Origin of the sequence: Bacillus cereus group sp. MYBK216-1 (genome assembly GCF_051916495.1) — a bacterium.
Classification (GTDB): Bacteria; Bacillota; Bacilli; order Bacillales; family Bacillaceae_G; genus Bacillus_A; species Bacillus_A thuringiensis_K.
The window spans coordinates 48099-74172 of sequence record NZ_JBQAGT010000011.1 but is presented as its reverse complement, the minus strand read 5'-3'; the positions used below and the strand labels follow the sequence as shown (position 1 = coordinate 74172).

The following is a 26074-nucleotide window of genomic DNA, read 5'->3' as shown; positions in this document are numbered from 1 at the left end:
TAATTCTTTTGAAAATAATTATCATTCTCTTCGGAGGGGGAAGGTTATGAGCTTAGTAGATATTAAAATTGGTGAGAAAGTGTTAGTAAAAAGTATTCAGTCGTTAGATCAGTTACTAAAGAGAAGACTGGCTGCTTTTGGTCTTTCTGAAGGAAGCGAACTTCGCATGAAGCAAAAAGCGATGTTCAAAGGTCCTTGTACATTGGAGTGTCGTGGACAGTTAATTAGTATTCGTCATTGTGACGCGAAAATGATAAAGGTGGAATTAGCGTGAATAAGGTAGCTTTGCTAGGGAATCCGAATACAGGGAAAACATCATTATTTAATGCACTTACTGGTTCTTATGAGTATGTAGGAAACTGGAGCGGTGTAACAGTAGAAAAGAAGGTTGGTAAATTAAAAGATAAGCAAGGAACATTAATTGATTTACCAGGCGTCTATGATTTAAATCCAGTTTCACGTGATGAAGGTGTTGTAACAAACTTTCTATTAACAGAAGAATTTCAGCATATGTTAAATATTGTGGATTCTTCGCAGTTTGAACGAAATATGCATTTAACGTTGCAATTACTTGAATTTGGTAAGCCCGTTTCAATTGGCTTAAATATGATTGATGTGGCGAAGCAAAGAGGCATTGTAATTGATGTTAAACGATTATCAGAACTATTAGGTGTAACAGTCGTTCCTGTCGTTGCAAGAAGCGGAAAAGGTTGTGAAGAACTACTTGCGACGCTTAAAGAAAATGACAAAAATGCGAAAAAGCCATTCATTATTTCATATGGTGTACGAATGGATGAAGGAATTGGAGGAGTAATTTCTCTTTTAGAGAAAGCGAATTACGAACATCCGAGATGGTTAGCTCTTCAATTTTTAAGCAATAACGAAGTAGTAGAAAAAGAGATGAAAGCATTACCAATTTATAAGGAACTTGCAGCCATTCGATCTCGCTTAGAAGAAAAACTTGATTGTACGTTGGAAGAGCACATTTACAAAACTCGTGAAGCGTATATTGAAAAGTTAAAAACAAATGTTATGAAGCATGAGAAAGAAGGAAAAATTCCTTTTTCAGAAAAAATTGATAGATTAATTACACATAAAATTTTAGGACTTCCAATCTTTTTAGCAGTTATGTTTTTTATTTTTCAGGTTACGTTTACGTGGATTGGGACACCTTTATCGGATATGTTAGATGAGTTTTTTGGTGGCCAGCTTACGGATTGGGTGACAGCTGGACTTACAAGTGTCGGAGCTTCTGATTTTATTCAAGCACTCGTTACAGAAGGTATTATTGCCGGTGTTGGTGCGGTATTAGTATTCGTTCCACAAATCTTTGCACTATTCTTTTTCATTTCATTATTAGAAGACTCAGGATATATGGCGCGAATTGCAGTTGTTATGGATAGAATTATGGAGTTCTTCGGTTTAAATGGAAAAGCATTCATTCCGATGATTATCGGTTTTGGATGTAATGTTCCAGGTATTATGGCAGCGAGAACGATTGAACAAGAAAAAGAACGTTTACTTACAGTTCTTGTAACACCATTTATGTCTTGTTCGGCACGTTTACCTGTATACGCATTATTTGCGGGAGTATTCTTCCCTCATAGTCAGGCAACTGTTGTGTTTTCTTTATATGTTGCAGGTATTGTTCTTGCATTATTAGTTACAAAAATTATGTCTCTTACCATTTTAAAAGCGGAAAAGTCTATTTTCGTCATTGAACTACCTCCTTACCGCGTGCCACAAGCGAAAACGTTATGGCTAAGCACGTGGGAGAAAGGTAAGGGATTTGTTCGTAAAGCAGGTACATTCATCTTCGGTGGTTCTGTTGTCATTTGGTTATTAAACTACGCAGGTCCATCAGGATTTGGTGTGGATATGGGAGACAGTTACTTAGCGATGATTGGTGGATTTATCGCACCACTATTTGCACCGCTCGGCTTTGGAACGTGGCAAGCTGCAGCATCTCTTTTAACAGGATTTTTAGCGAAAGAAGTTGTCGTTTCTACAATGGCAATTATTTATGCGGTGAAAGAAGATGTGCTTGGAAATGTAATGGGAGCACATTATACTGCGTTATCAGCATATGCATTTATGTTCTTTATTTTATTATATGTTCCGTGTTTAGCGACAGTAGCTGTTATTAAACGTGAAACAGGATCAGCGAAATGGACGATTTTCTCAGTCGTTTATCCGCTCGTAGTTGCTTACGTATTAACGCTCATTATATACCAAGTCGGATCCTTACTCGGATTCTAGAAGGAGATGTATTGTGATGATGGTCAATATTATAATTGGAGCTATCATTTTTGGTTATGCAGCATACACGTTAGTTCATTTTGTAAAGAGAAGTAAAAAAGGAAAATGCGCGGCATGTTCTTTAAATAAGTCATGTCAGTCGCAAACTTGTAGTCCGGATATGGAGCAAATTGCTCATAATAAATAGAAAAAAGCTTTGCGAATTTCGCAAAGCTTTTTTATTACTTCTTAATTTTTACAAGTTGTGATGATTCTACACCATTCTTTCCAGGGAATTCTTTACTTGGGTCTTTATCAAATTTTAATACACCTACAGATTTTTCTTCACCTTTTACATTTCCGTATGTTGCATCATCAACAACCGCGAACATGTCGGCATATGCACGGCCACTACCGATAATTGTATTGCCTTCGTATTTTAATTTTGCCCCATCAAGTGTAGCATTTTCTACTTTTTCTTTTGCGAATAATACACCTTGTTCTGTTGTTACAGCTGGTAATTTATCAAGTGGCTTCGTGTCGTCTTTTGCATCCACTTTGCTAAGTAACTCTTTCTTCACAAGTTCTTCACCAGTTTTCTTATCCATGACAAGAACTTTTTTACCGTCTAATGTTGTCATTTTCATTTTATAGAAGTCTTTTTCTTTCACTTCTTTTTTATTTTTATCTGCAATTTGTGTTACTTGATCTTCTGTTCCGTACAGTACAAATCCGTTTGCTTTTTCTCCTAATAAAGAACAACCTGATAATGCTCCGAATGAAATTGCTGCTGCTAATCCGATTCCTACTAATTTTTTCATGATGATTTCTCCTTTTTAATGTTTTATAGTAAATACAATTTTTGTATTAGTTTTGAAATGATGAGAAGCTTGTTTGTTGCTTCTGGTATTAGTGTATAAGAAATATGGAAACGTAACTATCGAGTTAGCTTACAGTAATATTACACTTATGTAATTTAGTGAAATTGCAAAAAAGTAAGTTAATTTTAAAGGGAGATAATGAGAATATATTAGAAATACAATATTGCATCTAGAATGTCATATTATAATGGATGTATTTTGGAAATAACATGTAAGTACATCTTCATTTTGTTATAATAAACACATAGCTGTAAAAATTACTATTCTTTACTGTTAAGGAAGATTTTTATTTTTCCAAGTAGTGAATTTAAAATATGAGGTATATCATAGGAGGAATTTAGATGTCTGTATTTAAACGATTACGAGATTTAACAATGTCGAATGTGTATTCATTAATTGAAAAAGCGGAAGATCCAGTTAAGATGACGGATCAATATTTACGCGATATGCAAGCTGATGTACAAGAAGCTGAGAAAAGTGTAGCAGCTCAAATTGCGCTTGAGAAGAAATTCAAAATCTTATTTGAAGAGCAAGAAGCACTTGTGAAAAAACGTGAAGAACAAGCTCATATGGCTGTTCAAGCTAGTAACTTAGATCTTGCGCGCCGTGCACTAGAAGAAAAACAAAATGCAGAGCAAAAGATGAATGAGTATAAAGCAAGCTATGAGCAAAACAAAGCTGCTGCTGATAATCTGCGCCTGAAGCTAGAAGAAATGCGTAAGCAATTAAATGAACTGAAAAATAAACGTGAGACACTTGTAGCACGTGTAAATGCGGCGAAAGCACAAAAGAATATTAATCAGGCGATGTCTGGATTTGATTCAAACTCAGCAAAAGCTGGTTTAAGCCGTATGGAAGAGAAAGCTCTTCAATTAGAGGCTGAAGCAGAAGCAAGCGGTGAAGTGTACAAAAAAGAAAAATCATTAGATGATGAATTCGCAAGCTTAAATAAAAATTCTGCTGTTGACGATGAATTAGCTCGTATTATGAAGCAGTATGAGAAATAATATAGAATAGAGACAAATGAACCGACATGTCTAAACAAATTCATGTCGGTTTTCTATTATTTTTTAGAGGAGGTTTTGCAATGACATGGACAAATGTGTTAGCCATGCTTGTATGGACTGGAGCGAGTGCAGTACTTTTATTTGCAATTATGTGGGTTGATTCAATTTTTACAAAATACAATGATTTAAAAGAAATCAAAAATGGAAATACAGCTGTAACAACTCGTTTTATTATGAAATTATTTGCACAAGGGTACATTTTATCCCAATCGATAACGAAAGCAAATGATTTATGGCAAGCACTTCTTGCATCAGCAGTTTCTTTCGTTATTTTATTAGTGGTAGAAATGTTTATCGAATTCGTATTAAAGAAAATGTCTGGTCTTGATTTAGAAGAGGGTACGAAAGAAGGTAGCGTTGCACATGCGATGCTAGCCGGATCATTACATATTGTTGGTGCACTAATTTTAGGTGCGTGTTTATAAAGAGAAAAGGAGGGGTAGATCATGAGTTTATTTAAACGAATTAAAAATATAATGAAAAGCCCAGAGCCACCGAAGCCGGAAAAGAGTCTTTTAACGTTAGCTCCTGGCGATATGATTGAAGTTTCATTAGTTATGTATGAATTAATTGGGAAAACGAGTATGCATTCTCGTAAAGAAATTGTTTTGACACTGCAAGACGGGAAAGATATTCGTTATTTAAAAATTGAAGACCGTGAAAATACGTATTACAAATTATATACTCCAATTGATGGTCGCTTAGATTCAATTGATGAAATTCCGACGACAATTGAAATGGATGATACCGAGTACCATATGGAAGAACAATATAACGGACGTGTTGTTGTGATGGGAAAAACTCCATTCTCAGCTTCAGAAGAACAGTATATATGGGAATTCCAATCAGATAATCGGAAATTATTGCGTATTGAATGGCAAAATGGTCGCACAATGATGTATGAGGGAGAAGCAATCATTCCTGCTGATGTACAAATTATAAGAGCAACGTAAGGGGGCGTAATCATGTCAAACCGATTGTTTACCATGATTAAATCGTTTGTGATCCCTATACTTGCTATCGTTATATTACTTGTTGTTGCTGGTTATGCCTTATCAGGTTGTCAAGGCGGGCAGACAAAGTCGATTCAAGACCGTTATCCACTTGAATCTGTTGCCAAGGAAGGTAAACAAGAATCTTACGTGTATAGGGCCGCCAATCGGTCGGTTCCTGAAGTAGCGAAGGAACTCATTAACGAAAGAGAACCGAAGCAAGCATCTAAAGAAGACGAAAATCAAATGTTCCTCGTTTATTCTGATAAGATTTATAACCTGCAAAAGGATAAAGAGAAACCATCTGATACGTTAATTGAAATAAGTAATAAAGAATTTGTCCGTCAAAATTACCAACCGTCCTTCTTGCAAGGGTATATTATGGGAAGTATATTAAATGATATATTTGGTTCACGAAAATCATCGTACGGTGATTACCGCGGGTATAATGACAGACAAAATCATAAACCGGTTATTCCAGAGAGACCGCCTACGAAAGAAGAAAAGAAAACCCCTCCTCCAATTACGAAGGAAGGAAAAGGGTCTATCATTAAGCGAGGCGATCATGTAGATTCGAAACCTTCCGTAGGAGATACAGGAAGTATTACTAAAAAAGGAAGTAGTACGCCTCCGCCTCCTACTGGAAGCAAAGGGAAAATAACGAAAAATCCAGGTGGTTCAAGCGGATCAGATGTGAAGCCAAAATCATCTATTAAAACCCCGCCAAGGAATACATCTCCTCCGAAAACGAGGGTCGGTGGTTCAGGAAAGATTACGAAGAGAAGATAGTGTAGAGACCGAAAAGTGTGAGTTGCTTTTTGGTCTTTTTTCTTGTTATGGGAATTAATTCCTTATTATTAGTGCGATTTAGGCATAAGGGGGGAGAGTAAAAATATATCAGCGATTATTGAAATATATCGACTTACCGACAAAAACTGACAACGATAGCAACTTAATAATAAAAAGAGGGTGTGCCAAAATTTTGGCATACCCTCTTTTATATAACGATTAATGAATATCACGTTTCTTGAAATTACCGCCTTTTACTTCTGCTACATCATAAACTGTAATAAAAGCGTGTGGATCGATTTCATTAATAAGTTCTTTCATTTTACTTTCTTCTAAACGGTTAATTACACAAGAAATTTCTTTGAACTTCTCTCTTGAATAACCACCGTATACTTCGTTATATGTTGCACTTCGGCCTAAACGATCGCGAATTGTTTCTACCATTAATTCAGGCTCTTTTGTAATGATTTTAAATGCTTTTGAACCACTTAAACCAACTTCAACGATATGAATCACTTTCGAAGCGATAAAGTAAGCAATTGCCGAAAGGATAGCTCCTTGAAGGCCGAATACCGTTGATACGAAAATAAATACGAACATGTTTAAGAATAAAATAAGGTCACTCGTTCCAAATGGTAACTTACGAGAAAGCAATACAGCAAGCATATCGATTCCATCTAATGCCCCACCGTTACGTAATGCTAGTCCCATACCAAAACCGATGATAATACCACCAACAACTGTAACTAATAATGTATCACCTTCAATAATAGCTGGTATTCCGTGCATGACAACGGTACCTACTGCTAATGAAGCAATTCCGATAATAGAATAAATCGCAAAGCTTTTACCGATTTGCTTATACCCTAACCAAACGAAAGGAATGTTAATAACTGCGATTAGAGCTCCTAATGGCAATCCAAATAATCTTGAACTAACGATACTTAAACCAGTTACACCACCGTCTGATACGTTATTTGGAATTAATACCGCTTCTAATCCGTACGCTGTGATAAATGCCCCAATAATAATCATCAAAGCTTTTGAAGCAATTTTTAGCTTATTGGGCTTGTTTTTGATAATTTTCTCCATATAATTTCCTCGTTTCAAACTAGTTTCTTATTTGTTACGTTATTCACACCTAAATTTCATTTTAACATTTAATTTGAAAAAATTCTCCTTTAATGGATGTATGCAGGGAATATTATCACCATATTATCTTTAAAATATTTTTGAAATGAGTATAAGAAATCCCATCCTTTCAAAGGATGGGATACTATTAAGAAAATATAAAACTAAGTACTGATATGAATAAAGCGAAACCTAAAATAGTTCCACATATTTTCATATGACGCTTACGTCCCATTACGACAATTGCAACATATTCACGAATCATTGCGTTAGGCCAGTAATAAAATGCAGTTTTTGACCCGATTCCTTGGCTATTAAGACCAGCTTGTCTAGCGTATATACCAGCGCGGAAAAGGTGGAAATTATTCGTTGTAAAAATACTTTTATATTTACCTTCAGGTTTTAAAGAATCCATAATTTCTTTAGAGAACAACATATTTTGATATGTGTTTACAGAGCGATTTTCTTGTACTGTATGTTCAAGCGGAATTCCTTTTTCAACAGCATAATTTTGCATTGCTTCTGCTTCTGGAAGGCCTTCATCTGGACCTTGACCACCAGAGAAAATAATTGTTGGTGGTGTATTCACAGCGGCTTGTTTCCAATAGAAGTCGATAGCTTTATTAATGCGGCTTGCAAGTAATGGTGGTACTTTATCATTAATTAAGCCGCTACCAAGAACGATAATGAAATCTTGATTACGTCTTGGTCTGTTGAATTGGTATAAAAAATATGCGCTTAAGAAGTTAGATAAGTGTATAAAGAAATAGAAGCTTATAAGAGAAATAGCTGCAAAAATAGGCTCTAAATGCGATGAAACTAAACTTGCTGGGTTTATGATAGGGAGCATTATAAAGAATAAAATCCCTAAAGCAGCAATTAAAGTTAAAGAGTTTGTGAAACGCCTTCCTTCACGTTGCATTAAAATTTTTGCATTAAGAAAAAGTCCGAACATTAAAGCGACTATAGCAAAAGGTATCATTACAAGTAGTGCTAACATGGGGATGATAACGATAAAATGTAAATCGTTATTACCAGACTCAAATGAGGCTATAGCGCAAAATAATAGAAATGAACAGATAAAGGCATTAAATAAAAAGCCGTTTATTATTTTTCGCGGATCTTTTAAATACGAGATAAGAAAAATAATAAACAGTATAAGAGGAATAATTCCAAAATACATCATAAATATAGTACACCTCAACTTGTATAAGAATTTGACATACCTTTTATATTACATGATTTTATAATTGAAAATGAAAGAAAAAGGATTTTGAATTTTCTCAATAAAATATATAGATACATATGTTACAATATATTCAAAGCGATATATTAAAAGTAAAATGGTTGAAAAGGCACTCAGTAGAGTGCTTTTTCTTTTTGTATGCAATTGTGCATATTATATTTTTTTTCAAAGGCAGAGGATTACAATATAAGTTGTAGACAGACTTTATAAAGCAGAATTTAATACAAACATTTCCCTCTACTTTTTGTATCTAACAATCATATAACAATAAATAATTCTGTTTTATAGTGTCTGTTTTTGAAAGTTGTCTTTTTTGAAGGCACCTTTTTTTATTAGTATAGATAGTTTTCACTGTTAGCATAGTGTAAACTATCTATACTAAACATTAGCAATCTTCCGTATAAACATTATCAATTTACTATATATTCCAGTGGTGTTAATCTACATATGAAAGGCTTTCTTTTTCAAAATATTACCCCTAATAAAATTTTGAAGAAGTCAACTGTCTCCAAACTTGTCTTTATGCTTAAAGAAAAAGCACTCAAATTGAGTGCTTTTTCTTATTAAAACATGCTATTTTTCTAGGCGATTTTCATAAAATAAAAGTAAAGAAATGAAAGTGGGTGACAAAATGCCGGCAGTTGTGGAAGGTGTTATTATTGAAAATTGCAATGGAACAATTAATGTAGGTGACAAATATAACGTACAGCCGATTGAAAAGACGAAGGCTTATAATGGATCGGGATCATCAAATACAGGAATGAAAGTACAAACATTTAGCGGGATTAGTACAGCTGATGTATGGGATAATGATGCGAATGATCAGGGAATACAGTTTACTTTATAGTGTGATATGCAAAGTTGCATAAAATGATGAACTTGTCCTGTGCTACAATCTAGCTGTGAGCTGTTAATGATTCTTCTGTAGTATAGTTGTTAGATTAGAAATATAACATCTTATCGAAAATCATACGTAAAAAAAAGACACTTCAAATGAAGTGTCTTTTTTTTACCTTAGTGATACCCTTTAGCAGAGTCTTTATGAATTTTATTTTTAAAGATACTGTAGCTCCAAAGCTGATATCCAATAACGATTGGTACCATGACCATTGCAACGAAGAACATAATTTTTAAGTTTAATTGACTACCAGCTGCGTTGTATAACGTTGTACTGTATGCATCGTTAATACGAGATGGTAACATTCTTGGGAACATACCTGCAAAGCCAGTTGTCATAAACATTGCGATTGTTAGGCAAATGAATGTGAATGCAAGGCCAATTTTATGTTTGTACACCATAATAAGTGCGAGTACACTCATTAACATTGCAAGTACTGGAAGAATGAATAGTACCGGATATTCCGTAAAGTTTTGGAATAAGTTTGTCCGATTAGCAGTTGCTACATAGAAGATAGCTAAAATGATAGCAGCTGCCATTGAAAACGGTCTTGCGATTTTATAAGCACGATCAGATACTTCACCAGTCGTTTTAATCATGACCCAAAGGGCACCGGATACGACAAATATAGCAGTGAAGAAAAGACCACCTAATATACCGTAATGGTTTAATAAGCTAAGCAAATTTCCTTCATAGCCATTTTTTCCGATTTGTAGTCCATAATACAAGTTAGCGAATGTAACACCGAATAAGAAGGCGATTAGGAAACTGCCAATTGCAAATGCCCATTTACAAGTTTTTTGCCAAATTGGTGAATCATCTTTATGCATGAATTCTAGTCCAGCGGCACGAGCAAACAGTGCAAGTAATACTAAGAATAATGGTGTATATAAATAGCTAAACATATTAGCATATGTGACTGGGAAGGCAGCAAATGTTGCGCCACCAGCTGTAATCAACCATACTTCATTACCGCCCCAGAACGGGCCAATTGCTTCTTGTAATTGATTTCGTTCTTGTCGGTCTTTCGTAACGAAGGGAAAAATCATTCCGTTACCAAGTGCATACCCGTCAAGAATGAAGTAAACTGTCCAAATCACGCCCCATAAACCGAACCAGATGATTGCAAGCATATCATGAGACATGGGCTACACCTCCCTCAGTAGCAGGTTCTTCTAATGCTGCAGGTCCTTTTTTCGCGAACTTCAGCATTAAGTATACGTCTGCGATTAAAAGTAAAGTGTAGAACAAAATTAAACTAATTAATGAGAACCAAATTTGTGGAACTGATATAGGCGATACAGATTCCGCTGTACGCATTAGTTTATATACTGTCCATGGTTGACGACCTACTTCAGCGACAATCCATCCTGCATTAATCGCAATATAAGGAAGTAAGACAGACCATATTGTAATTTTTAAATAGCGTTTTGAGTTTTCTAGTTTTCCTTTTCGGTTTAAATAGAAGCCGTACCAAGTTAATGCCATAAAGAACATACCAAGTGCAACCATTAAGCGGAAGCTATAATACACGAGGTTAACATTTGGACGTTCATCTTTCGGAATATCTTTTAAACCGACAATTTCGCCATCAAATGAGTTTGTATAGAAGAAGCTTCCGAGTTTTGGAATCGTAAGGAATTCCAAGTTCTTTTCATTTTTCACATCAGGAATTTGAACAATTGAGAAGCCTTGTCCTTTTCCAGTTTCCCAAACTGCTTCCATCGCAGCTCCTTTTGCGGGTTGATATTTAGCTGCTGATACACCAGATTGATGTCCCATAAACGGTGTAATTGTTGCGGCGAATAAGCCTAACATTAAACCAAACTTAAATGATTTTTTGAAGAATTCTACTTCATTTTTACGTAATAAGTGATAGGCACTAATTGCCATAACGAAGAAAGAACCTACGATATAACAACCAACTACAGTATGAAAGAACATATTCCAAGCGTATGGATTCGTAACGAGTGCCCAGAAATCATTTAATTCAGCGCGACCGTTACGTACTACATAGCCAACAGGGTTTTGCATAAAACCATTTGCTGTAATAATCCAAAGGGCGGAAATATTTGTTCCAAGTGCAACCATCCACATACAGAAGGCACGAAACTTTGGTGAAATTTTGTCTTTACCGAATAACCATATTCCCATGAAAGTAGATTCTAAGAAGAAGGCAACAAGTGCTTCGATTGCGAGAGGTGATCCGAAAATATCTCCCATATATTTGGAGTACTCAGACCAGTTTGTTCCAAATTGGAATTCCATCGTAATCCCGGTTATAATCCCCATTACGAAGTTAATTGTAAATAATTTACCCCAGAAATTTGCCATTTTGCGGTATGTTGGATTCAATGTGCGGGCGTATTGAGTCTCCATACATGCTACCAAAATAACAAGTCCGATTGTCAAAGGTACAAATAAAAAGTGATAAAAAATAGTAATTGCAAATTGAAAACGACTCAGTAACAGAACGTCGGACATAATAAATATTCACTCCTTTTTTACATTATCTACAATCAGTTTATAGTGAAAATACGTTTAAAGTATGTGAGACTTGTTACAAAGCTGTGTGTATATTTTGAAAGAATTATGTCGATTATCTGAAAACATCTTATTTTTAATATAAAGCGATATCCTTTTTGAGTTTTTCATATTTTGGTACACTATATAAGTAATGTAAATGAGAGAAAAGAGGGTAACTAACTGTTACGATTTATTTAACCAATTATAACTAAAGTTAATTAAATATATCAGTAAGCCCTGCTAGTCAAGTGATTGGCTAGTAGTGAGGGTTAACTGCGGGCAATCCCTAAAGCTGATTGAACTACAACGTGGCTAGAAATAGCGAGCGTGAATGTTGCGAAAGCAGAAAAAATCAATCAGATGGTGCAAGGTTAAATCCTAAACACTAGAACAATGGGTCTTCCGCATCGAATCATCTAAGTCAAAATGGATAAGATGAACGTTCAACGACTATCTCGTGTAACTGACGAGAGTACATCACAAGCCTATGGTGATGGAAAAATCCTCTATCTCTAAAGAGATAAACATATAGTCTGCGCTCATGTGAAAACATGAGAAGTTCATAAGAGAACTGGCTAAGGAATTGCGCCCTTAGTTGAACGAGATACATTTAATTAAATCTATCAAACCTCATTGAATATATCGAACGTATGTGCTATGTTAGATTCAATGAGGTAAGAATAATAATGAAATTTTTACGAGTTAGTCAAGTATCAGAATTAACAGGTTTGCATCCGAGTAGTCTCAGGAGAATGCTGGTGGAACACGCTACTATTCAGAAGAACAAATCTTTCATTATCTGAAAGGTGAGTGCCTGAATAATCGCACAGTAAAGGAGTAGACTTCTGATGATATAGGCGAAGAAAGTTAGACTAATCCCAACGTCTGAACAAGAAAAAGTGCTTAGAAACCATGCTGGTGCTGCAAGATTTGCTTATAACTATTGTAAAAGAATGAGTGATAGATATTATAAGCTATTTGGAAAATCTGTTTCACAGTTAGCTTTACAGAAACGATTTACAAAGATCAAGAAGCGAAAGAGATATGAGTGGTTAAATGACATCAATGCACAAGTTCCCAAACAGGCTTCAAAAGATTTTGATACGGCGAGAAAAAATTCGTTCAAAAAGTACAAAAATGGTTCTCACACTTCTTATAAATCCAAAAAAGATTTAATCCAAGGATTTTATGCCAATTATGAAAGACTGATTATAGGAAAGAAAGTAGTTCATATTCAGTCTATTGGAGAAGTGAAAACAAGCCAACAACTACCAAGAAACAAAAAACCATCCAATCCAAGAGTTACCTTTGACGGTCGTCACTGGTGGATTAGTGTAGGGTTCCAAGAAGACTTTGAATCACAAGAACTAACCGATGAGTCGATTGGTGTGGATGTTGGTTTAAAAGAGCTGTTTGTAGCTTCTAATGGTACGAAAGAACGAAATATAAACAAAGATGCCAAGGTTAAAAAACTTTTGAAAAGGAAAAAGTCAGCGCAAAGAGATATGTCTAGGAGATTTAAAAAAGGTGTGAAAATTCAATCTACCGGATATGAAAAAGCGAAAGCTGAGCACCTGCGGTTATCTAGGAAAATTACGAATATCCGAAATAACCATATCCATCAAGCAACAGCTAAATTGGTGAAAACCAAACCAATGAGGATTGTTGTGGAAGACTTATCTATTTCTAACCTGTTAAAAAACAAAAAACTATCGAAAGCATTTTCATTTCAAAAATTACACTTCTTCTTTCAATGTTTATCATACAAGTGTGAGAAGTACGGCATTGAGTATGTAAAAGCTGATAAATGGTTCGCTTCAAGTAAGATTTGCTCATATTGCGGTGTAAAATACGACCATTCAGTTCAACCAGAAGGACAGTGGAGTTTAAAGATTCGTGAATGGTGTTGTGCTTCATGCAATAGCCATCACGATAGGGATGTAAATGCGTCGATAAATTTATCAAGATGGGTAAAATAAATGCTTGATAATAGGAGGTAACGATACTGCCTCGTGTGGAGTGTTATACCCCTCGTCCCTTTGGGGCTGCGAGAACACGATGAAGCACTAACTTGTGTAAATTTGATTGAATTGTATAGATTTAGTTAAGTTTATCGTATCGGTTCTTTACTATGAAGTCATTAGAAGAGATTTTACAATACAATGAAAAATTTGTTGAAGAGAAAAGATACGAAGAGTATGAAACGGGAAAATTCCCGAATAAAAAAATGGTAATTATCTCTTGTATGGATACTCGTCTTGTTGAATTATTACCAAAAGCAATGAATATGCGTAACGGTGATGTGAAAATTATTAAAGTAGCAGGAGCTGTTATCTCACATCCATTCGGAAGTATTATGCGTAGTATTTTAGTTGCTGTATATGAACTTGGTGCTGATGAAGTTTGTGTAGTTGGTCACCACGATTGCGGTATGGCAAAAATTCAGGCAAGCAGTACAATTGAGAAGATGAAAGAGCGCGGTATAACAAATGAGAAATTAGATACACTCCGTTATTCTGGAATCGATTTAGAAAGATTCCTACAAGGGTTCTCTAGTGTAGAAGAAAGTGTAGAACATAGTGTATCAATACTTCGCAACCATCCATTACTTCCAGAAGAAGTACCTGTTCACGGTCTTGTTATAGATCCTGATACAGGAAAATTAGATTTAGTTGTGAATGGTTACGACAATTAAGAATTTACTTTGTCATCCTTTTTATCTGGGACAGGATCAAATCCTCCCGGGTGGAAAGGGTGACATTTTAATATACGCTTACAAGTAAGCCAAAAACCTTTGAGTGCACCATGTTTTTGAAACGCCTCTAATCCGTAATGAGAACAAGTTGGATAAAAGCGGCATGTTGGTGGTGTCATCGGAGAAATGAACTTTTGATAAAAGCGTATAATCCCAATAAAAATCTGTTTCATAACGGTCTCCTTTTCAGCATATTCTTAAAGTATTATAGCACGACTGTACATAATACTTTACTAATGTGCATTTCCGTTATATCATATTGGATATAACGGAATTAAATTAAAAGCGGGAGAGATGTTGTATGCCATCAGTAGAAAGCTTTGAATTAGATCATACGATTGTAAAGGCACCTTATGTAAGACATTGCGGAGTTCACAATGTAGGTAGTGACGGTATTGTAAATAAATTTGATATTCGTTTCTGCCAACCGAATAAACAAGCAATGAAACCAGATGTTATTCATACGTTAGAGCATTTATTAGCATTTAATTTACGTAAATATATTGATCGTTATCCGCACTTTGATATTATCGATATTTCACCGATGGGCTGCCAAACAGGATATTATCTTGTAGTAAGCGGAACACCGACAGTACGAGAAATTATTGATTTATTAGAACTAACATTAAAAGATGCGGTTCAAATTACAGAAATTCCAGCTGCAAATGAAACACAATGTGGTCAAGCGAAGCTTCACGACTTAGAAGGAGCACAACGCTTAATGAACTTCTGGTTAAGCCAAGATAAAGATGAACTTGAGAAAGTGTTTGGATAAAGAAAAACTGCCTGTTAAAGGGCAGTTTTTTTATTTGTAAAAGAGAAAAGTACAGGTTTTATAGAAAAACAATGAGTTTCACTTATGAGCATTTTTAAGAAATGAAAGGCAGTAGGTGAATATATTAATGAGAGCTCCTGTTTGAAAAACAGGAGTTTTTTGTGTGAATGGAGTATTGACTTTAACGTATACGTCAAAGTTTATAGTGAAGATAAATAAGGCGTGAGGAGGAAACGATGGATAAGTATAGCATTGGTGAAATTTCAAAAGAAACGAATGTAACGACGAGAACACTTAGATATTATGAGGAAATTGGATTATTAAAACCGTCGTACGTTGCTGAGTCAGGATATCGTTACTATTCAAAAGATGATGTAATTACATTGCAACAAATAACAACGTTTAAAAAGCTTGGTTTTAAGCTTTCGGAAATAAAAAAAGTGTTAAAAGAGGAAAAGGGGAATTCAGAAGAAAGATGGAAAAGTGCAATTCAAAATGAAATTCAAACAATACAAGCGGAAGTAAAAAGATTAAAGGACTTAGAAAAACTATTATATACAGCATTTCATTCCATTGAATTAACAGGAGAGCTTAAAACAGAAGATTTAATGTTATTCATAAAATCAGTACAGGGAATTGAGCAGAGAGAAAATTTCCGACAAAAATATTTTACGGAGGAAGAACAGAAGGTTATAGAGGATTTACCAACACTTGAAGAAAACGATGAAAGAACAAAAGAATGGTTACAAGTATTAAGAGAAATTCGTCAGCGTATAAATGAACCAGTAGATTCACCGGAAATTCAAATGTTAGCGGAAAGGGTAGTGGCTTTTTCAATGCACGTATTTCATGAAGATGAACAATTAATAAATAAGTATTGGGATTTAATTAAACCTGAAGAGGGAGAGATTGCAAGAGTATACGGACTTGATTTAGAAACGATGAATTATATAGAAAAGATGATAGATTGTTATTTAAAAAAGGAGGAGGGTAAATGACTGGCGCGGGAAAAGAGAAGCTATATGGAATTAAGCATGCGCGGATGGAGAGGCAATATTTTTATAAGCATCTGGGGATTTTCATTTTTGCACAGCTTCTATTTATTTTTATAGTAGGGCTTGTACCAGTTCAAGAGTTGCCAAGCGGTTCCTATTTCCTTCATATGAAAGAGTGGATTTTAAATAAACAAATTGGATTTTATAAAAATGAAACGATTAATACGATTACAAGTGTCTGGACATCAGTGCTTATTATTCATTTTATATGGGCGATGTCTTACATTCTTTTTCCGAAAAAGAAGCGTAATTCTTCGAAACAAGAAACAAGAGAAGAGATAAAAGAAGAAGTGAAAAAGAAAAAGGAGATTAGCATAAATAGGGCGTGGATGTATTTAGTATTTGGGGGCTTAATTGAAATATATTGGGCGACAGGATTAAAAACAAATGCAATGAGTATTTTGACACTCATTGCAATTTTAGTGAGCTTTCAACTACTAATTGAAGCAACTAAAAAAATTCCAATTGGTACGGCATATGCAGTATTTACTGGGATTGGTACAGTTGGAACGATATTGGTAGATATTTTATATTTCAAAGAACCATTTTCGCTCATCAAAGTTTTCCTCGTTTGCTTATTGGCACTATTTATTATCGGATTGAAATTTAGTGGGAATAAGGAAGAGGTGAAATAAAGTGGCATGGATCTATTTAATTATAGCTGGGCTCTTTGAAATTGTCGGTGTAATTGGGATAAAGAAAGTAGCAAAAAATAATAGTTGGACGAATAATATTATTTTAATAGGTGGTTTTATTATTAGTTTTCAATTTTTAACGATGGCGCTTCAAGAAATTCAGTTATCGATCGCATATGCAGTTTGGACTGGAATCGGAACGCTCGGGGCAGCAGTTGTCGGTATTTTATTTTTTCAAGAACCTAAAAACGCTTTTCGGATTATTTGTATTGTTGGGATTATGGGGACGATTATTGGATTGAAAGTAGTGAGTTAAAGAAGAGCACACAAGCTCTTCTTTTTTATGGAAGTATGTCAGAAATCCCAACGAAGAAAGTGATTATCCCAACTATAAAACAAAAGATAGCTTTCGATTTTTGCTTTTGTTGTATTTCAGCAACTCCCGAAAGAATAAATGTGATGCTTAAAAGGATAAATACATAAGAGAAAAGAATAGAAATTCGTGTAAAAAGACTAAAAAAAGCAAGAATAAAAGCAATAGCAGATAGTAAGATTCGAAGGTTTGTTAGCATAGTATCCTCCAATTTATTAACTGTTTAAAAAATCCAAATTAGTGAGAGGTAATGGTCAGTAGGTGATTGGAAATTACATGTTATCTTTAGTGAAAGTAGTTCGATACTACAATGAAGAGCATAAGACTAGAAACGAAAAAATGCGAGATATCCATTGATTTTCTTCCGGATTTCAGTTCATTAATTCCTAGAAGAATAAAGAAACAACTGAGAGCAAATTGCATGTATGGGAGAAGTGTGAAGTTGTCGGTAGCAAGAGAATAAGTGCAAAGAGAGAGTGTGAGAAGCATGAAAAAATAGCGTAATCCAGTTAGCATTGTATACCTCCTTTAAAGAGACTATTTATCGAAATATTTCTGAGAAGCCAAGAAATAAAGCACCAGCTCCTGCTAACAGAGCAAGTATACTACCACCTTTTTGCTGTTTTAAGATTTCCTCTATACTAATAACGAAAGCCATCATCCCTAAAAAGATGAACATATAAGGCATAATTTCTCTATTACTAGTAAAGAAACTATAGATTGCTATACATAAAGCAATAAGTGATAAAGTAATCCGTACTCCTTTTAGCATGCATGTACCTCCTTTTATTTTATATAGCTAATGATGAGAACAATCCAAATGAAAGCACCGGAAATAATACAAATAAGCCCAGTTGCTGCCTCCTTTTTCTTTATTTGTTCAAATGCGATGAGAAACATTAAAGCCCCTAATAGAAATTGTGAAAGAGGTAGAAAATTATTTTGACCTGTATATAATCCAATTGCCGACATAACGAACACAGTGAGTGCGATTGTGATGCGGAGTATACGAAGCATATTAGGAATTTTCCTTATTCTTTTTTGTATAAGGATTATCTTCTAGTTTATCGACGGAATGTTTATAAGCATAGCCTTTATTAATTGTCATGATGGAGAGTACGAGGATGATTAGGACGATGATAATACCGATAATTAATATTTTGAACATAAAACCCCTCCTTTTCTTTATTTTACATAATTTTGTAATTGATGAAAACAATAGAAAATAAAAGGATGAAAGAAGGGTGTTACATGGAAACGAAAAAAACATATTATATATCAATAGGAAATGGTCAAATTTCACAAGTGAAGACGGCGGATACGTATAATTTTGAAATTTATGCAAATGATGAGGAAATTACGGAATTAAGAGAGCACTTCGATCAAGCATATGTAGAAGATTTAGGTTCATTTGTACGCTCCCACGTTCCATTTGTTGAGTATCATCACGATTCAAATAATGACCGATATGATGAACAACTACAAAAAGCATATAGAATGATTTACGATTTAGGAAATCATGAGACGAAAGAATTAGTCGCGCAAATGGGAATAATCAATGGATTGTAATTGGATAATATTATGCAGAAAAGCGAGAATATGCTACAATTTGTGGTAGGAAAAACTTGTAACCATCAATAGGGGAGTAATGGCATGTACAAATTTAAAGATTATTACCACAACACTGTACAATTATCGTTTGAACGTTATCCATTTTCTCCTGAGCCAAAGCATGTTTGGGTTGTATGCCGGTACGGGGATCAATGGTTATTAACGCATCATTTACGTCGCGGTCTTGAATTTCCAGGTGGTAAAGTAGAACTAGGGGAAACACCGGAAGAAGCGGCAGTTCGAGAGGTTCATGAAGAAACCGGCGGCATAGTTTCTGATTTAACTTACTTAGGACAATACAAAGTATCTGGAAAAGACAAAATAATCATTAAAAACATTTATTTTGCAACAATTAGTGCGGTAGAAGAACATACGCATTACGAAGAAACGAAAGGGTCTGTTTTATTAAAAGACATTCCTGACAACATTAAAACGAATAGAAAATTTAGCTTTATAATGCGCGATGACGTATTAGCGCGTACGATGAAACATATAGAAGAAATCGGCTGTTTTACGAAGTAAAGTAGCCGGTTTCTTTTTTTGTATGTAAGAATAAATGTAAATATATCTTTACATTTTAGGAGGGGGAAGATGGATAAAAGAAAAGAAACGACTGTTACTGTTTCGATGGTTAAATTAAACTTTTCTTTATTTTTTATAATAATTGCTTTGGCGTTTGGAATTGGTTATTTACATATATTTCTTTCAGGTGGGGTTCAAGTTGAAGTTACATTATTAACGATGTTTCTTTTTATTATCGCAATAATTGTTCTCGTTTGTATTCATGAAGCGATACATTTAATTGGCTTTCGCTATATCGGAGGTGTTCCGTGGAGTGAACTAAAATGGGGCGTTAATTGGAAATTAGGTGTTGCATATGCTCATTCTAAACAGGCGGTTACAGTAAAGCAAATGAAGAAAGTGTTAATGCTTCCATTTTTACCAACTGGAATTTTGCCAATTGTATTGGGATTAGTTATGAATCTGGAGCTACTCTCATTTTTAGGAATTCTACTAACAGCAGGTTGTATCGGTGACATTGCCTTATATCAAAAAGTTTCAAAGTTTCCAGATGATGCGCTAGTAAAAGATCATCCGAGTAAACCACAGTTTACAGTGTATGAATAATAATAGAAGGCGTTTTTGAACAACACCTCCTATTATTATTTTTATTTTTTTTCAGTAAATCGATATGTTGTGAAAATCATTGATATAATTTAATTACTATTATTGTGTTTTTATCCCGTTATTTGTCCGTAAAAGCCCGATTGGTGAGGGCTGATTAAAGTTTCACTTTATCTCCACTTCTAAAAACGAAAGCACCTCCAACAAATCATCTACGATACGTGAATGCTTAAAATCACCCCAAAACGAATCTTTTTTCCAAACACCAAGAATCCCTACTTGTTCAGAACCAAGCACATCGTTTTCTGGATGATCTCCAACATAAAGACATTCTTCTGCCTTAACATCTAGTCTTTGCAAAGCACGTTCGAAAATTTCAGGATGAGGTTTTTTAATTCCTTCAGCTTCTGAAACGAGAATGGTGTTTGCATACGTATGTATATGTAGTGCTCGAAGGTTGCTCATCTGAAAATCAGTAAAACCGTTTGTAATAATACCAATTTTAATGTCTCGCTGTTTTAACTGTTGAAGTAGTTCATGCGTGTTTTTGAAAGGAATACAATGATGTTGGAAGTTTGTAATGTAGTCGTGCAGCAGTTGCTCGTGCGTTAAAGTAGTAATGTTATATTCGGAAAGGAGAGTAGCATATACTTTATCTTTCCACGTATAGCCATTATTATCGAGTTCGAGAAATCTAGAACAATACTTTGATTTCTCTATACTCATCAAATGTGAGGAGAAGCGATTATATTGCTCACAAATAAATTGTTCTAAAGATTGGCGCCGATCTAATAGTGTTCCATCTAAGTCGAATAAGATTGCACGAATCATGAGAAGCCTCCTTGCAGTTTTTATAATTAATTATCGCATATTCGCAAAAAAATGATTATGATATTTTGTAGAATGGAGTAATGGGGGATTGTATGAAGGAACTATATGGCAAGTTAGTATGTTGTATTATAGCAAGCAGTTTAGTTGCAGGATGCGATAGTGCTCTCGAGGTTACGAAAGAAAAAGAAATTTGTAAAACAGAAGAAGAGTGCACGCAAATAGGAGATAAAACATTACAAAAAGTGTATAAAAAGATAGAGGGACTTTCAGAACTTGAAAAAGTAGAGGATTATGACATAGAAGAGTATGAAAGTATGAATATGAAAGAGGCGGAACAGAAAAAAGAAGAGGATGATAATTACTTTTTTTTAGCTTCTTATTATATCGATGATGATGAAATTGTAGATCCTTATTTTGAGAAATTAGATCGTAAAAGATTGAATAAAGCTTTTGCAGATGACGAAGAAGCAAAAGATGATTTGTTAAGCCAGCGGCAAGATAGAGAGTATCATGAAACTTTATGGGACATGTATCGCACTCTCATTCCAGTGAAATATCGTGAGAATATAACAGGGTTTGATCTAATAACGGATGGTTATGACGGCGTTGTTGCTCATGTCATGCCAAGTATGGATGACCCGAGAGATTGGGTGCTTAGTTTAGACGTGCTTGATTCTGGGGTGAATATAGATGAAGTGATGAAAACATTAATTCATGAAACGGCTCACGTATTAACGATTGGAAATAAACAAGTACCAGTGGATAGAAAGTATTTAGAGGCGTTTGATGAAGAGAAAGACATTTCATCATATCGAAATAAATGTAAAACGCTGTTCGTGAAAAATGGATGTGTGAGAAAAAGTTCGTATATTAACCAATTTTATAATGAATTTTGGAAACCAATTGAGCAAGAGTGGACAGAAAAGAAAGTAGAAGAAAGTGAAGAGGCACAAGTTGAATTTTATAAAGAAAAGCATGATGATTTTGTATCGCTGTATGGAACAACAAATGTAACGGAAGATATCGCAGATACATTTACAGCGTTCATTTTACAAGATTCAAAAAAGGTGAAAGAAGGTACAGAGTTAAAATATAAGAAAATTGCTTTCTTCTATCAGTTTCCTGAACTTGTAAAAATGAGAGCGGAAGTGCTGTCAGGATTAGATGATGTTTCGAAAACGATAGAACAACAAAGTGCAGATTAATGTGAGTTATGTGTTCGATATAGTTTCGTTAAAGCAAAACGCAAAGAATTAAAAATTCTTTGCGTTTTTTCTTATGTTGATAAAATTGAAAATTATGTATTTTTATTTAAAAGAAGAAGGAACTGGCGGTATAAAATAGAATTAGTATAAAAATGTCACAATTTAGACACAATTATAATGCGCGTGTTGTAGGGACTATAAGTTTACTCTCGAGGAGGTAATGAAACGTATGAAAACGATTCTTGCTGTTGCTGGTCTCATTTGGGTAATGTCTCACGGTTTTCCGATTTTTGAAGGGGAGCAAATTCGTAGTGCTTTGAATGAAAAGTTTAATGATTATCATGTGATAGATCGAAAAGATAATGTCGTTACAGTACGTGTGAAAGACTGTTTTCATACAGTTACGGTTGCGGATGGAAACATTACAAATGAAACGAAAATGTGTGATAAAAGGTAAAAGAAAGAAGCTGACTATAGCGCACTGTTTTGAGTCAGCTTCTTTTTCTTGTTCCAATTAGAATTTTTTCAAATGCCTCGACAAATACATACATAAGAGTTGCGAGAACACATGTGAGTAGTACGCTAAGTAAAACGAGTGTGAAGTTAAAGACTTGGAATCCGTAGCTAATTAAGTAGCCAAGTCCTTGTTTGGAAACGAGAAGTTCACCGAAAATAACACCGACCCAGGATAGACCAACATTTACTTTTAACGTTGAGATAATTGCTGGAAAGGAGGCAGGGAGGACGACTTGCTTATAACATTGCCATTTATTTGCGCCAAATGTGTTCATTACTTTTATATAGTTAGAATCGACTTCTTGAAATGCACTGTAAATAACGAGAATGGTAATGATGATGGAAATGATTACTCCCATTGCGATAGAAGATGAAATGTTTGGACCGAAAATAACGATGATGATTGGACCGAGTGCAACTTTTGGCATTGCATTTAGGACGACGAGGTAAGGATCAAGTACGCGGGCTAGAAGTGGCATCCACCAAAGAAACGTGGCAATAATAGCACCGAGTACCGTTCCAAGAATGAAGCCTAATCCTGTTTCCAGCAATGTCGTCCATATGTGGACCCAAAGTGAACCGTCGATCCATTTCGTTAAGAAGAGATCCCAAATACTCGAAGGAGAGCTAAAGAGTAAAGGATCGATCCATTCTTTTTTGCTAGCTATTTCCCATAGTGCAAAGAAAAGAATAAGTAGTAAAAGCTGTAGTGAGCGAGCAATCCAAGCACGCCTGCGTTCTTTCTTTCGAAATTTTTCATGTAGTTGTTTTATATTATCCAAGTCGTTCCAGCTCCTTCCATATATCTTGAAAGAGGGCTGGGAAATCGTAGTGATGGCGTGCTTCTAATGGTGATAAAGAACGAATACTTTCCGGGACGATAAAGGTTTTCGCGATTTTTCCAGGATTCGCTTGCAGTAAATAAATACGATCACTCATCGCAATCGCTTCTTCAATATCGTGAGTAACAAGTAATGATGTTTTCTTATATTTATTTAGTAAATTGAAAACGAGTTCTTCTAGTTTTAACTTCGTTTGATAATCGAGTGCGGAGAATGGTTCATCTAGTAATAAAATTTTCGGATTAGTCGCTAACGTTCGAACGAGAGCGGCACGTTGACGCATACCGCCGGATAATTCACGAGGATATTGTCCTTCTACCCCATGTAGACCGACTTGTTTTAAAAGATTTAAAGTATGTTTTTTCATCTGTTCATCATAAATCTTTCGAATATGAAGTCCAAGCATAATATTTTCTTCAATAGTTTTCCACGGGAATAAGTAATCTTGCTGCAACATATATCCCATAGATGAAGTTTTCGTTGTAATCGGTTCACCATCTAAAAAGACGATACCGTCAATTGGATCAAGTAGTCCAGCAATGATTGAGAGGAGCGTTGTTTTACCGCAACCACTTGGGCCGAGTATAGAAATAAATTCGCCTTCTTCCACTTGTAAGCTCATATCTTCGAGAATAAGTTTGGCATTCTCTTTTGCAAAAAAGCAGTGAGAAACGTTACGTATTTGTAAAAAACTCATACAATTCGCCTCTATTTCTTAATAACGCTTTCGGCAATTTTTGTATTGACGAGCGCTTCATGTGGGACTTCTTTTTGTAATTCACCAGCGTCTTTCATAATCGTTTGGAGCTGTTTCCATTCTTCCGCATCTAATAGTGGATTTGTCGCATAAGAATGTTGCTTTTTATATCGTTCAATTACTTTTACTGTAATGTCTTTTGAAGTGTCTTTAAATAGCGGGGAAACAACATTAGCAATCTCTTCTGGGCTATGTGTATCAACCCATTGCTGTGCTTTATAGAGCGCACGTGTGAACTTTTCAGCAGCAGCTTTATCTTTCTTTAAGAAACTTTCTTTCGCCATGAACGTTGTATAAGGAACAGTACCAGATTCATTTCCGAATGAAGCGACGATATAACCTTTACCTTCTTTCTCAAGTATACTTGCAGTCGGTTCAAAGAGCTGTACAAACTCTCCAGTACCAGATGCAAAGGCATTTGCAATATTAGCAAATTCGATGTTTTGAATTAAGTTTGTGTCTTTGTGAGGATCAATGCCATTTTTCTTTAAAACGTATTCTCCAACCATTTGTGGCATGCCGCCTTTACGCTGTCCTAAAAACGTAACACCTTTTACGTCATTCCAATTAAAAGAGTCTAATTTTTTACGCGAAACTAAAAATGTTCCATCTGTTTGTGTAAGTTGTGCGAAGTTAATAATCGGGTCTTTTGCGCCTTGTTGATGAACGTAAATAGATGTTTCAGAACCGACGAGAGCAATATCAATCCCGCCAGATAATAGGGCCGTCATCGTTTTATCTCCGCCCGCTGTTGTTTGGAGGTCAACATTTAATCCTTCATCTTTAAAAAATCCTTTTTCAATCCCGACATATAACGGGGCATAGAAGAGAGAGTGGGTAACTTCGCCGACTCGAACATTTTGAGTTTGTTCTTTTGTACCTTCTTTTTTACTACTGCAAGCAGTAAATGTGAAAACAGCTAGTAACGTGATACAAAAAACAGCTATTAATTTTTTCACTATATAACACCTCCTAGAAGTCACTCTACAAGCATGATATGTAGGTAAGTGCCCATATGTGAGTGTAGACAGAAGGAATTTTTCTGGTGATAAAGAAGTACAAATATAAGGGGTGATAAAATGGAGTACGAATATGAGGATAGCGTACATTTACATCTTGATTATTTCGGAACAGAATGTGATATGGAATCGATTGCTTATAAGAGGAAGAATGAAGACGTATGGGATGTGTATTTTAATTTTGGAGTATACGGTATTCAGAAAGACGATGTAGAGTTAGGTAGGTTTATGGATGAATATGCTGGTCATTACGTTTTTTCTGTACATGCTCACGATCTTAGCTGGGAATTTGGAAGTGCCCAGTTTGAAGAGTGGGTTTTGAAAAATCGGATAGTAGAAAAAACGCTACAAAAATAGGAAGAATTTTGTGATTGGATTTCTCATCGTATTATTTATTTTTGTAGCCGGATTTTTTATCATGCAAATACTTATTTACCGATTTGCAAAGAAAAACATTCATAAATATACAAAAATAAAATGGTTTCATATGTGTTTACATATGAATATGAAAAAAGGTCCAAGATTAGATTTTTTTGATTTTGTAATTATAGTACTCGTATGTATCGTATGGAAAATATGGCTGCTTCCTTTTATATAATATACATGCTAATCATTTTCTCTTTTCGTTATAGTAATAGTTATCAAAAACTTGCATTTATAAGTAAAACAGTATCTGGTGTTGTGAAAGAGATTTTGACAAATACAGAAACACATACATACGGAATTAAAGTACGATTACAGAATGTACAAATTGGCCGTGTGCAAAGTGTTGGATAATAAGAAAGAGGTCGGCCATCTGTGGCCGAC

General features: G+C 35.0%; 34 protein-coding genes and 2 pseudogenes. 22 read left to right on the top strand and 14 right to left on the bottom strand.

Translation table 11 applies throughout. The features are described from left to right. Positions 1–46 precede the first annotated feature (46 nt). Genes ACTFRH_RS26070 through ACTFRH_RS26060 form a run of 3 tightly spaced genes read left to right on the top strand, consistent with a single transcriptional unit; the run spans position 47 to position 2446 of the window. On the top strand, positions 47–274 hold the full coding sequence (locus ACTFRH_RS26070) for a FeoA family protein (protein WP_000060514.1): 228 nt from the start codon (positions 47–49) through the stop codon (positions 272–274). Beyond that, positions 271–2259: a ferrous iron transport protein B gene (gene feoB / locus ACTFRH_RS26065; RefSeq protein WP_001044824.1), complete on the top strand. Its 1989-nt coding sequence runs from the start codon at positions 271–273 to the stop codon at positions 2257–2259. The genes ACTFRH_RS26070 and feoB overlap by 4 nt, the downstream gene beginning before the upstream one ends. A 16-nt stretch (positions 2260–2275) precedes the next feature. After that, positions 2276–2446 carry a FeoB-associated Cys-rich membrane protein gene (locus ACTFRH_RS26060; RefSeq protein ID WP_000989586.1) on the top strand — a complete coding sequence of 57 codons (171 nt, stop codon included), beginning with the start codon at positions 2276–2278 and terminating at the stop codon, positions 2444–2446. Positions 2447–2480: 34 nt separating this feature from the next. On the opposite strand, the gene ACTFRH_RS26055 is transcribed toward ACTFRH_RS26060, so the two are convergent. Further along, entirely contained in the window at positions 2481–3059 is a 579-nt protein-coding gene (locus ACTFRH_RS26055; protein ID WP_000737480.1) for a lipoprotein BA_5634 family protein, read from the bottom strand. A gap of 401 nt (positions 3060–3460) precedes the next feature. Between ACTFRH_RS26055 and ACTFRH_RS26050 the strand changes: the two genes are divergently transcribed. From ACTFRH_RS26050 to ACTFRH_RS26035, 4 genes are all read left to right on the top strand, one after another. Continuing rightward, positions 3461–4126 (top strand): PspA/IM30 family protein, encoded by a 666-nt coding sequence (locus ACTFRH_RS26050; protein WP_000110286.1) that lies wholly within the window; start codon positions 3461–3463, stop codon positions 4124–4126. 80 nt (positions 4127–4206) lie between these two features. Then, positions 4207–4611 carry a DUF350 domain-containing protein gene (locus tag ACTFRH_RS26045; protein WP_000220321.1) on the top strand — a complete coding sequence of 135 codons (405 nt, stop codon included), beginning with the start codon at positions 4207–4209 and terminating at the stop codon, positions 4609–4611. Between the two features lie 21 nt (positions 4612–4632). Continuing rightward, entirely contained in the window at positions 4633–5139 is a 507-nt protein-coding gene (locus tag ACTFRH_RS26040) for a DUF4178 domain-containing protein (RefSeq protein ID WP_000051745.1), read from the top strand. A 12-nt stretch (positions 5140–5151) separates the two neighbouring features. Further along, positions 5152–5967, top strand: coding sequence for a DUF4247 domain-containing protein (locus ACTFRH_RS26035; protein ID WP_000071188.1), 816 nt, complete (start codon positions 5152–5154; stop codon positions 5965–5967). A gap of 219 nt (positions 5968–6186) precedes the next feature. Here the strand turns inward: ACTFRH_RS26035 and ACTFRH_RS26030 are convergent, their stop codons facing one another. Together ACTFRH_RS26030 and ACTFRH_RS26025 are read right to left on the bottom strand one after the other, a co-directional pair. Further along, entirely contained in the window at positions 6187–7059 is an 873-nt protein-coding gene (locus ACTFRH_RS26030; RefSeq protein ID WP_000411244.1) for a YitT family protein, read from the bottom strand. A gap of 187 nt (positions 7060–7246) precedes the next feature. Beyond that, on the bottom strand, positions 7247–8281 hold the full coding sequence (locus ACTFRH_RS26025; RefSeq protein WP_033690171.1) for a YdcF family protein: 1035 nt from the start codon (positions 8279–8281) through the stop codon (positions 7247–7249). Between the two features lie 676 nt (positions 8282–8957). On the opposite strand from ACTFRH_RS26025, the gene ACTFRH_RS26020 reads away from it, so the two are divergent. Further along, on the top strand, positions 8958–9191 hold the full coding sequence (locus ACTFRH_RS26020; protein WP_002001299.1) for a spore germination protein: 234 nt from the start codon (positions 8958–8960) through the stop codon (positions 9189–9191). 167 nt (positions 9192–9358) lie between these two features. Here ACTFRH_RS26020 and cydB read toward each other — a convergent pair whose 3' ends face one another. Together cydB and cydA are read right to left on the bottom strand one after the other, a co-directional pair. After that, positions 9359–10387, bottom strand: coding sequence for a cytochrome d ubiquinol oxidase subunit II (cydB, locus tag ACTFRH_RS26015; RefSeq protein WP_000017660.1), 1029 nt, complete (start codon positions 10385–10387; stop codon positions 9359–9361). Beyond that, a complete protein-coding gene (gene cydA, locus ACTFRH_RS26010) occupies positions 10377–11726 on the bottom strand; it encodes a cytochrome ubiquinol oxidase subunit I (protein WP_001286196.1) in 1350 nt (449 codons plus the stop codon). Before cydA ends, cydB begins: the two co-directional genes overlap by 11 nt. A gap of 899 nt (positions 11727–12625) precedes the next feature. Here cydA and ACTFRH_RS26005 point away from each other — a divergent pair. Both ACTFRH_RS26005 and ACTFRH_RS26000 read left to right on the top strand, forming a co-directional pair. After that, a pseudogene (locus ACTFRH_RS26005) lies at positions 12626–13747 on the top strand (RNA-guided endonuclease InsQ/TnpB family protein); the annotation flags it as partial. Between the two features lie 152 nt (positions 13748–13899). Continuing rightward, positions 13900–14463 (top strand): beta-class carbonic anhydrase, encoded by a 564-nt coding sequence (locus ACTFRH_RS26000; RefSeq protein WP_000838173.1) that lies wholly within the window; start codon positions 13900–13902, stop codon positions 14461–14463. Here ACTFRH_RS26000 and yidD read toward each other — a convergent pair. Next, positions 14460–14696, bottom strand: a complete 237-nt coding sequence (gene yidD, locus ACTFRH_RS25995; protein WP_000809334.1) for a membrane protein insertion efficiency factor YidD — start codon at positions 14694–14696, stop codon at positions 14460–14462. The genes ACTFRH_RS26000 and yidD overlap by 4 nt on opposite strands. 128 nt (positions 14697–14824) lie before the next feature. Between yidD and luxS the strand changes: the two genes are divergently transcribed. The 4 genes from luxS to ACTFRH_RS25975 all read left to right on the top strand — a co-directional run bounded on the left by luxS (position 14825) and on the right by ACTFRH_RS25975 (position 17304). Next, on the top strand, positions 14825–15298 hold the full coding sequence (luxS, locus tag ACTFRH_RS25990) for an S-ribosylhomocysteine lyase LuxS (RefSeq protein ID WP_001141371.1): 474 nt from the start codon (positions 14825–14827) through the stop codon (positions 15296–15298). Positions 15299–15534: 236 nt separating this feature from the next. Then, complete coding sequence (locus ACTFRH_RS25985) at positions 15535–16296, top strand: MerR family transcriptional regulator (RefSeq protein ID WP_000362242.1); 762 nt, start codon at positions 15535–15537, stop codon at positions 16294–16296. Next, positions 16293–16988, top strand: coding sequence for a DMT family transporter (locus ACTFRH_RS25980; protein WP_000145224.1), 696 nt, complete (start codon positions 16293–16295; stop codon positions 16986–16988). The genes ACTFRH_RS25985 and ACTFRH_RS25980 overlap by 4 nt, the downstream gene beginning before the upstream one ends. A gap of 1 nt (position 16989) precedes the next feature. After that, positions 16990–17304, top strand: a complete 315-nt coding sequence (locus ACTFRH_RS25975) for a DMT family transporter (RefSeq protein ID WP_000312334.1) — start codon at positions 16990–16992, stop codon at positions 17302–17304. Positions 17305–17329: 25 nt separating this feature from the next. Here the strand turns inward: ACTFRH_RS25975 and ACTFRH_RS25970 are convergent, their stop codons facing one another. The 4 genes from ACTFRH_RS25970 to ytzI all read right to left on the bottom strand — a co-directional run bounded on the left by ACTFRH_RS25970 (position 17330) and on the right by ytzI (position 18529). Continuing rightward, a complete protein-coding gene (locus ACTFRH_RS25970) occupies positions 17330–17560 on the bottom strand; it encodes a DUF3953 domain-containing protein (RefSeq protein ID WP_000957185.1) in 231 nt (76 codons plus the stop codon). 342 nt (positions 17561–17902) lie between these two features. Next, positions 17903–18133, bottom strand: coding sequence for a DUF3953 domain-containing protein (locus ACTFRH_RS25965; protein WP_000912056.1), 231 nt, complete (start codon positions 18131–18133; stop codon positions 17903–17905). A 14-nt stretch (positions 18134–18147) separates the two neighbouring features. Further along, a complete protein-coding gene (locus tag ACTFRH_RS25960) occupies positions 18148–18378 on the bottom strand; it encodes a DUF3953 domain-containing protein (protein WP_000944462.1) in 231 nt (76 codons plus the stop codon). Between the two features lies 1 nt (position 18379). Further along, entirely contained in the window at positions 18380–18529 is a 150-nt protein-coding gene (gene ytzI / locus ACTFRH_RS25955; protein WP_000472791.1) for a YtzI protein, read from the bottom strand. Positions 18530–18612: 83 nt separating this feature from the next. Between ytzI and ACTFRH_RS25950 the strand changes: the two genes are divergently transcribed. From ACTFRH_RS25950 to ACTFRH_RS25940, 3 genes are all read left to right on the top strand, one after another. Further along, positions 18613–18930, top strand: a complete 318-nt coding sequence (locus ACTFRH_RS25950) for a hypothetical protein (protein WP_000448412.1) — start codon at positions 18613–18615, stop codon at positions 18928–18930. Positions 18931–19014: 84 nt separating this feature from the next. Next, positions 19015–19494, top strand: a complete 480-nt coding sequence (gene mutTA / locus ACTFRH_RS25945; RefSeq protein WP_000276385.1) for an antimutator 8-oxo-(dGTP/GTP)ase — start codon at positions 19015–19017, stop codon at positions 19492–19494. A 69-nt stretch (positions 19495–19563) separates the two neighbouring features. Next, entirely contained in the window at positions 19564–20100 is a 537-nt protein-coding gene (locus ACTFRH_RS25940; RefSeq protein ID WP_000361278.1) for a DUF3267 domain-containing protein, read from the top strand. 162 nt (positions 20101–20262) lie between these two features. Here the strand turns inward: ACTFRH_RS25940 and ACTFRH_RS25935 are convergent, their stop codons facing one another. Then, positions 20263–20928 carry an HAD family hydrolase gene (locus ACTFRH_RS25935; protein WP_000617260.1) on the bottom strand — a complete coding sequence of 222 codons (666 nt, stop codon included), beginning with the start codon at positions 20926–20928 and terminating at the stop codon, positions 20263–20265. Between the two features lie 92 nt (positions 20929–21020). Here ACTFRH_RS25935 and ACTFRH_RS25930 point away from each other — a divergent pair, with 92 nt between their 5' ends. Together ACTFRH_RS25930 and ACTFRH_RS25925 are read left to right on the top strand one after the other, a co-directional pair. Beyond that, entirely contained in the window at positions 21021–22133 is a 1113-nt protein-coding gene (locus ACTFRH_RS25930; protein WP_000661680.1) for a hypothetical protein, read from the top strand. 229 nt (positions 22134–22362) lie between these two features. Then, positions 22363–22590, top strand: a complete 228-nt coding sequence (locus ACTFRH_RS25925; RefSeq protein WP_000849112.1) for a hypothetical protein — start codon at positions 22363–22365, stop codon at positions 22588–22590. 34 nt (positions 22591–22624) lie between these two features. Here ACTFRH_RS25925 and ACTFRH_RS25920 read toward each other — a convergent pair whose 3' ends face one another. From ACTFRH_RS25920 to ACTFRH_RS25910, 3 genes are read right to left on the bottom strand one after another with little or no spacing between them, the layout of a single operon-like run. Beyond that, the gene (locus tag ACTFRH_RS25920; protein WP_000368762.1) at positions 22625–23431 is read right to left on the bottom strand and encodes an ABC transporter permease; all 807 of its coding nucleotides are present in this window, start codon (positions 23429–23431) and stop codon (positions 22625–22627) included. Beyond that, a complete protein-coding gene (locus ACTFRH_RS25915) occupies positions 23424–24188 on the bottom strand; it encodes an ABC transporter ATP-binding protein (RefSeq protein WP_000009031.1) in 765 nt (254 codons plus the stop codon). The genes ACTFRH_RS25920 and ACTFRH_RS25915 overlap by 8 nt, the downstream gene beginning before the upstream one ends. An 11-nt stretch (positions 24189–24199) precedes the next feature. Beyond that, entirely contained in the window at positions 24200–25207 is a 1008-nt protein-coding gene (locus ACTFRH_RS25910; RefSeq protein ID WP_000733222.1) for an ABC transporter substrate-binding protein, read from the bottom strand. Between the two features lie 120 nt (positions 25208–25327). On the opposite strand from ACTFRH_RS25910, the gene ACTFRH_RS25905 reads away from it, so the two are divergent. The 3 genes and pseudogenes from ACTFRH_RS25905 to ACTFRH_RS25895 form a co-directional block, all read left to right on the top strand. Beyond that, positions 25328–25624 carry a DUF3986 family protein gene (locus ACTFRH_RS25905; RefSeq protein WP_000455583.1) on the top strand — a complete coding sequence of 99 codons (297 nt, stop codon included), beginning with the start codon at positions 25328–25330 and terminating at the stop codon, positions 25622–25624. Positions 25625–25634: 10 nt separating this feature from the next. After that, a complete protein-coding gene (locus ACTFRH_RS25900; protein ID WP_000578989.1) occupies positions 25635–25865 on the top strand; it encodes a hypothetical protein in 231 nt (76 codons plus the stop codon). Positions 25866–25927: 62 nt separating this feature from the next. Beyond that, a pseudogene (locus ACTFRH_RS25895) lies at positions 25928–26044 on the top strand (DUF2196 domain-containing protein); the annotation flags it as partial. Positions 26045–26074: the final 30 nt, after the last annotated feature.

What these genes read in the sequence shown, in the direction of transcription:
- ACTFRH_RS26070 (WP_000060514.1), top strand. Translation starts at nt 47, where the DNA reads ATGAGCTTAGTAGATATTAAAATTGGTGAGAAAGTGTTAGTAAAAAGT.
- ACTFRH_RS26060 (WP_000989586.1), top strand. Translation starts at nt 2,276, where the DNA reads ATGATGGTCAATATTATAATTGGAGCTATCATTTTTGGTTATGCAGCA.
- ACTFRH_RS26055 (WP_000737480.1), bottom strand. Translation starts at nt 3,059, where the DNA reads ATGAAAAAATTAGTAGGAATCGGATTAGCAGCAGCAATTTCATTCGGA.
- ACTFRH_RS26050 (WP_000110286.1), top strand. Translation starts at nt 3,461, where the DNA reads ATGTCTGTATTTAAACGATTACGAGATTTAACAATGTCGAATGTGTAT.
- ACTFRH_RS26045 (WP_000220321.1), top strand. Translation starts at nt 4,207, where the DNA reads ATGACATGGACAAATGTGTTAGCCATGCTTGTATGGACTGGAGCGAGT.
- ACTFRH_RS26040 (WP_000051745.1), top strand. Translation starts at nt 4,633, where the DNA reads ATGAGTTTATTTAAACGAATTAAAAATATAATGAAAAGCCCAGAGCCA.
- ACTFRH_RS26035 (WP_000071188.1), top strand. Translation starts at nt 5,152, where the DNA reads ATGTCAAACCGATTGTTTACCATGATTAAATCGTTTGTGATCCCTATA.
- ACTFRH_RS26030 (WP_000411244.1), bottom strand. Translation starts at nt 7,059, where the DNA reads ATGGAGAAAATTATCAAAAACAAGCCCAATAAGCTAAAAATTGCTTCA.
- ACTFRH_RS26025 (WP_033690171.1), bottom strand. Translation starts at nt 8,281, where the DNA reads ATGTATTTTGGAATTATTCCTCTTATACTGTTTATTATTTTTCTTATC.
- ACTFRH_RS26020 (WP_002001299.1), top strand. Translation starts at nt 8,958, where the DNA reads ATGAAAGTGGGTGACAAAATGCCGGCAGTTGTGGAAGGTGTTATTATT.
- cydB (WP_000017660.1), bottom strand. Translation starts at nt 10,387, where the DNA reads ATGTCTCATGATATGCTTGCAATCATCTGGTTCGGTTTATGGGGCGTG.
- cydA (WP_001286196.1), bottom strand. Translation starts at nt 11,726, where the DNA reads ATGTCCGACGTTCTGTTACTGAGTCGTTTTCAATTTGCAATTACTATT.
- ACTFRH_RS26000 (WP_000838173.1), top strand. Translation starts at nt 13,900, where the DNA reads ATGAAGTCATTAGAAGAGATTTTACAATACAATGAAAAATTTGTTGAA.
- yidD (WP_000809334.1), bottom strand. Translation starts at nt 14,696, where the DNA reads ATGAAACAGATTTTTATTGGGATTATACGCTTTTATCAAAAGTTCATT.
- luxS (WP_001141371.1), top strand. Translation starts at nt 14,825, where the DNA reads ATGCCATCAGTAGAAAGCTTTGAATTAGATCATACGATTGTAAAGGCA.
- ACTFRH_RS25985 (WP_000362242.1), top strand. Translation starts at nt 15,535, where the DNA reads ATGGATAAGTATAGCATTGGTGAAATTTCAAAAGAAACGAATGTAACG.
- ACTFRH_RS25980 (WP_000145224.1), top strand. Translation starts at nt 16,293, where the DNA reads ATGACTGGCGCGGGAAAAGAGAAGCTATATGGAATTAAGCATGCGCGG.
- ACTFRH_RS25970 (WP_000957185.1), bottom strand. Translation starts at nt 17,560, where the DNA reads ATGCTAACAAACCTTCGAATCTTACTATCTGCTATTGCTTTTATTCTT.
- ACTFRH_RS25965 (WP_000912056.1), bottom strand. Translation starts at nt 18,133, where the DNA reads ATGCTAAAAGGAGTACGGATTACTTTATCACTTATTGCTTTATGTATA.
- ACTFRH_RS25960 (WP_000944462.1), bottom strand. Translation starts at nt 18,378, where the DNA reads ATGCTTCGTATACTCCGCATCACAATCGCACTCACTGTGTTCGTTATG.
- ytzI (WP_000472791.1), bottom strand. Translation starts at nt 18,529, where the DNA reads ATGTTCAAAATATTAATTATCGGTATTATCATCGTCCTAATCATCCTC.
- ACTFRH_RS25950 (WP_000448412.1), top strand. Translation starts at nt 18,613, where the DNA reads ATGGAAACGAAAAAAACATATTATATATCAATAGGAAATGGTCAAATT.
- mutTA (WP_000276385.1), top strand. Translation starts at nt 19,015, where the DNA reads ATGTACAAATTTAAAGATTATTACCACAACACTGTACAATTATCGTTT.
- ACTFRH_RS25940 (WP_000361278.1), top strand. Translation starts at nt 19,564, where the DNA reads ATGGATAAAAGAAAAGAAACGACTGTTACTGTTTCGATGGTTAAATTA.
- ACTFRH_RS25935 (WP_000617260.1), bottom strand. Translation starts at nt 20,928, where the DNA reads ATGATTCGTGCAATCTTATTCGACTTAGATGGAACACTATTAGATCGG.
- ACTFRH_RS25930 (WP_000661680.1), top strand. Translation starts at nt 21,021, where the DNA reads ATGAAGGAACTATATGGCAAGTTAGTATGTTGTATTATAGCAAGCAGT.
- ACTFRH_RS25925 (WP_000849112.1), top strand. Translation starts at nt 22,363, where the DNA reads ATGAAAACGATTCTTGCTGTTGCTGGTCTCATTTGGGTAATGTCTCAC.
- ACTFRH_RS25915 (WP_000009031.1), bottom strand. Translation starts at nt 24,188, where the DNA reads ATGAGTTTTTTACAAATACGTAACGTTTCTCACTGCTTTTTTGCAAAA.
- ACTFRH_RS25905 (WP_000455583.1), top strand. Translation starts at nt 25,328, where the DNA reads ATGGAGTACGAATATGAGGATAGCGTACATTTACATCTTGATTATTTC.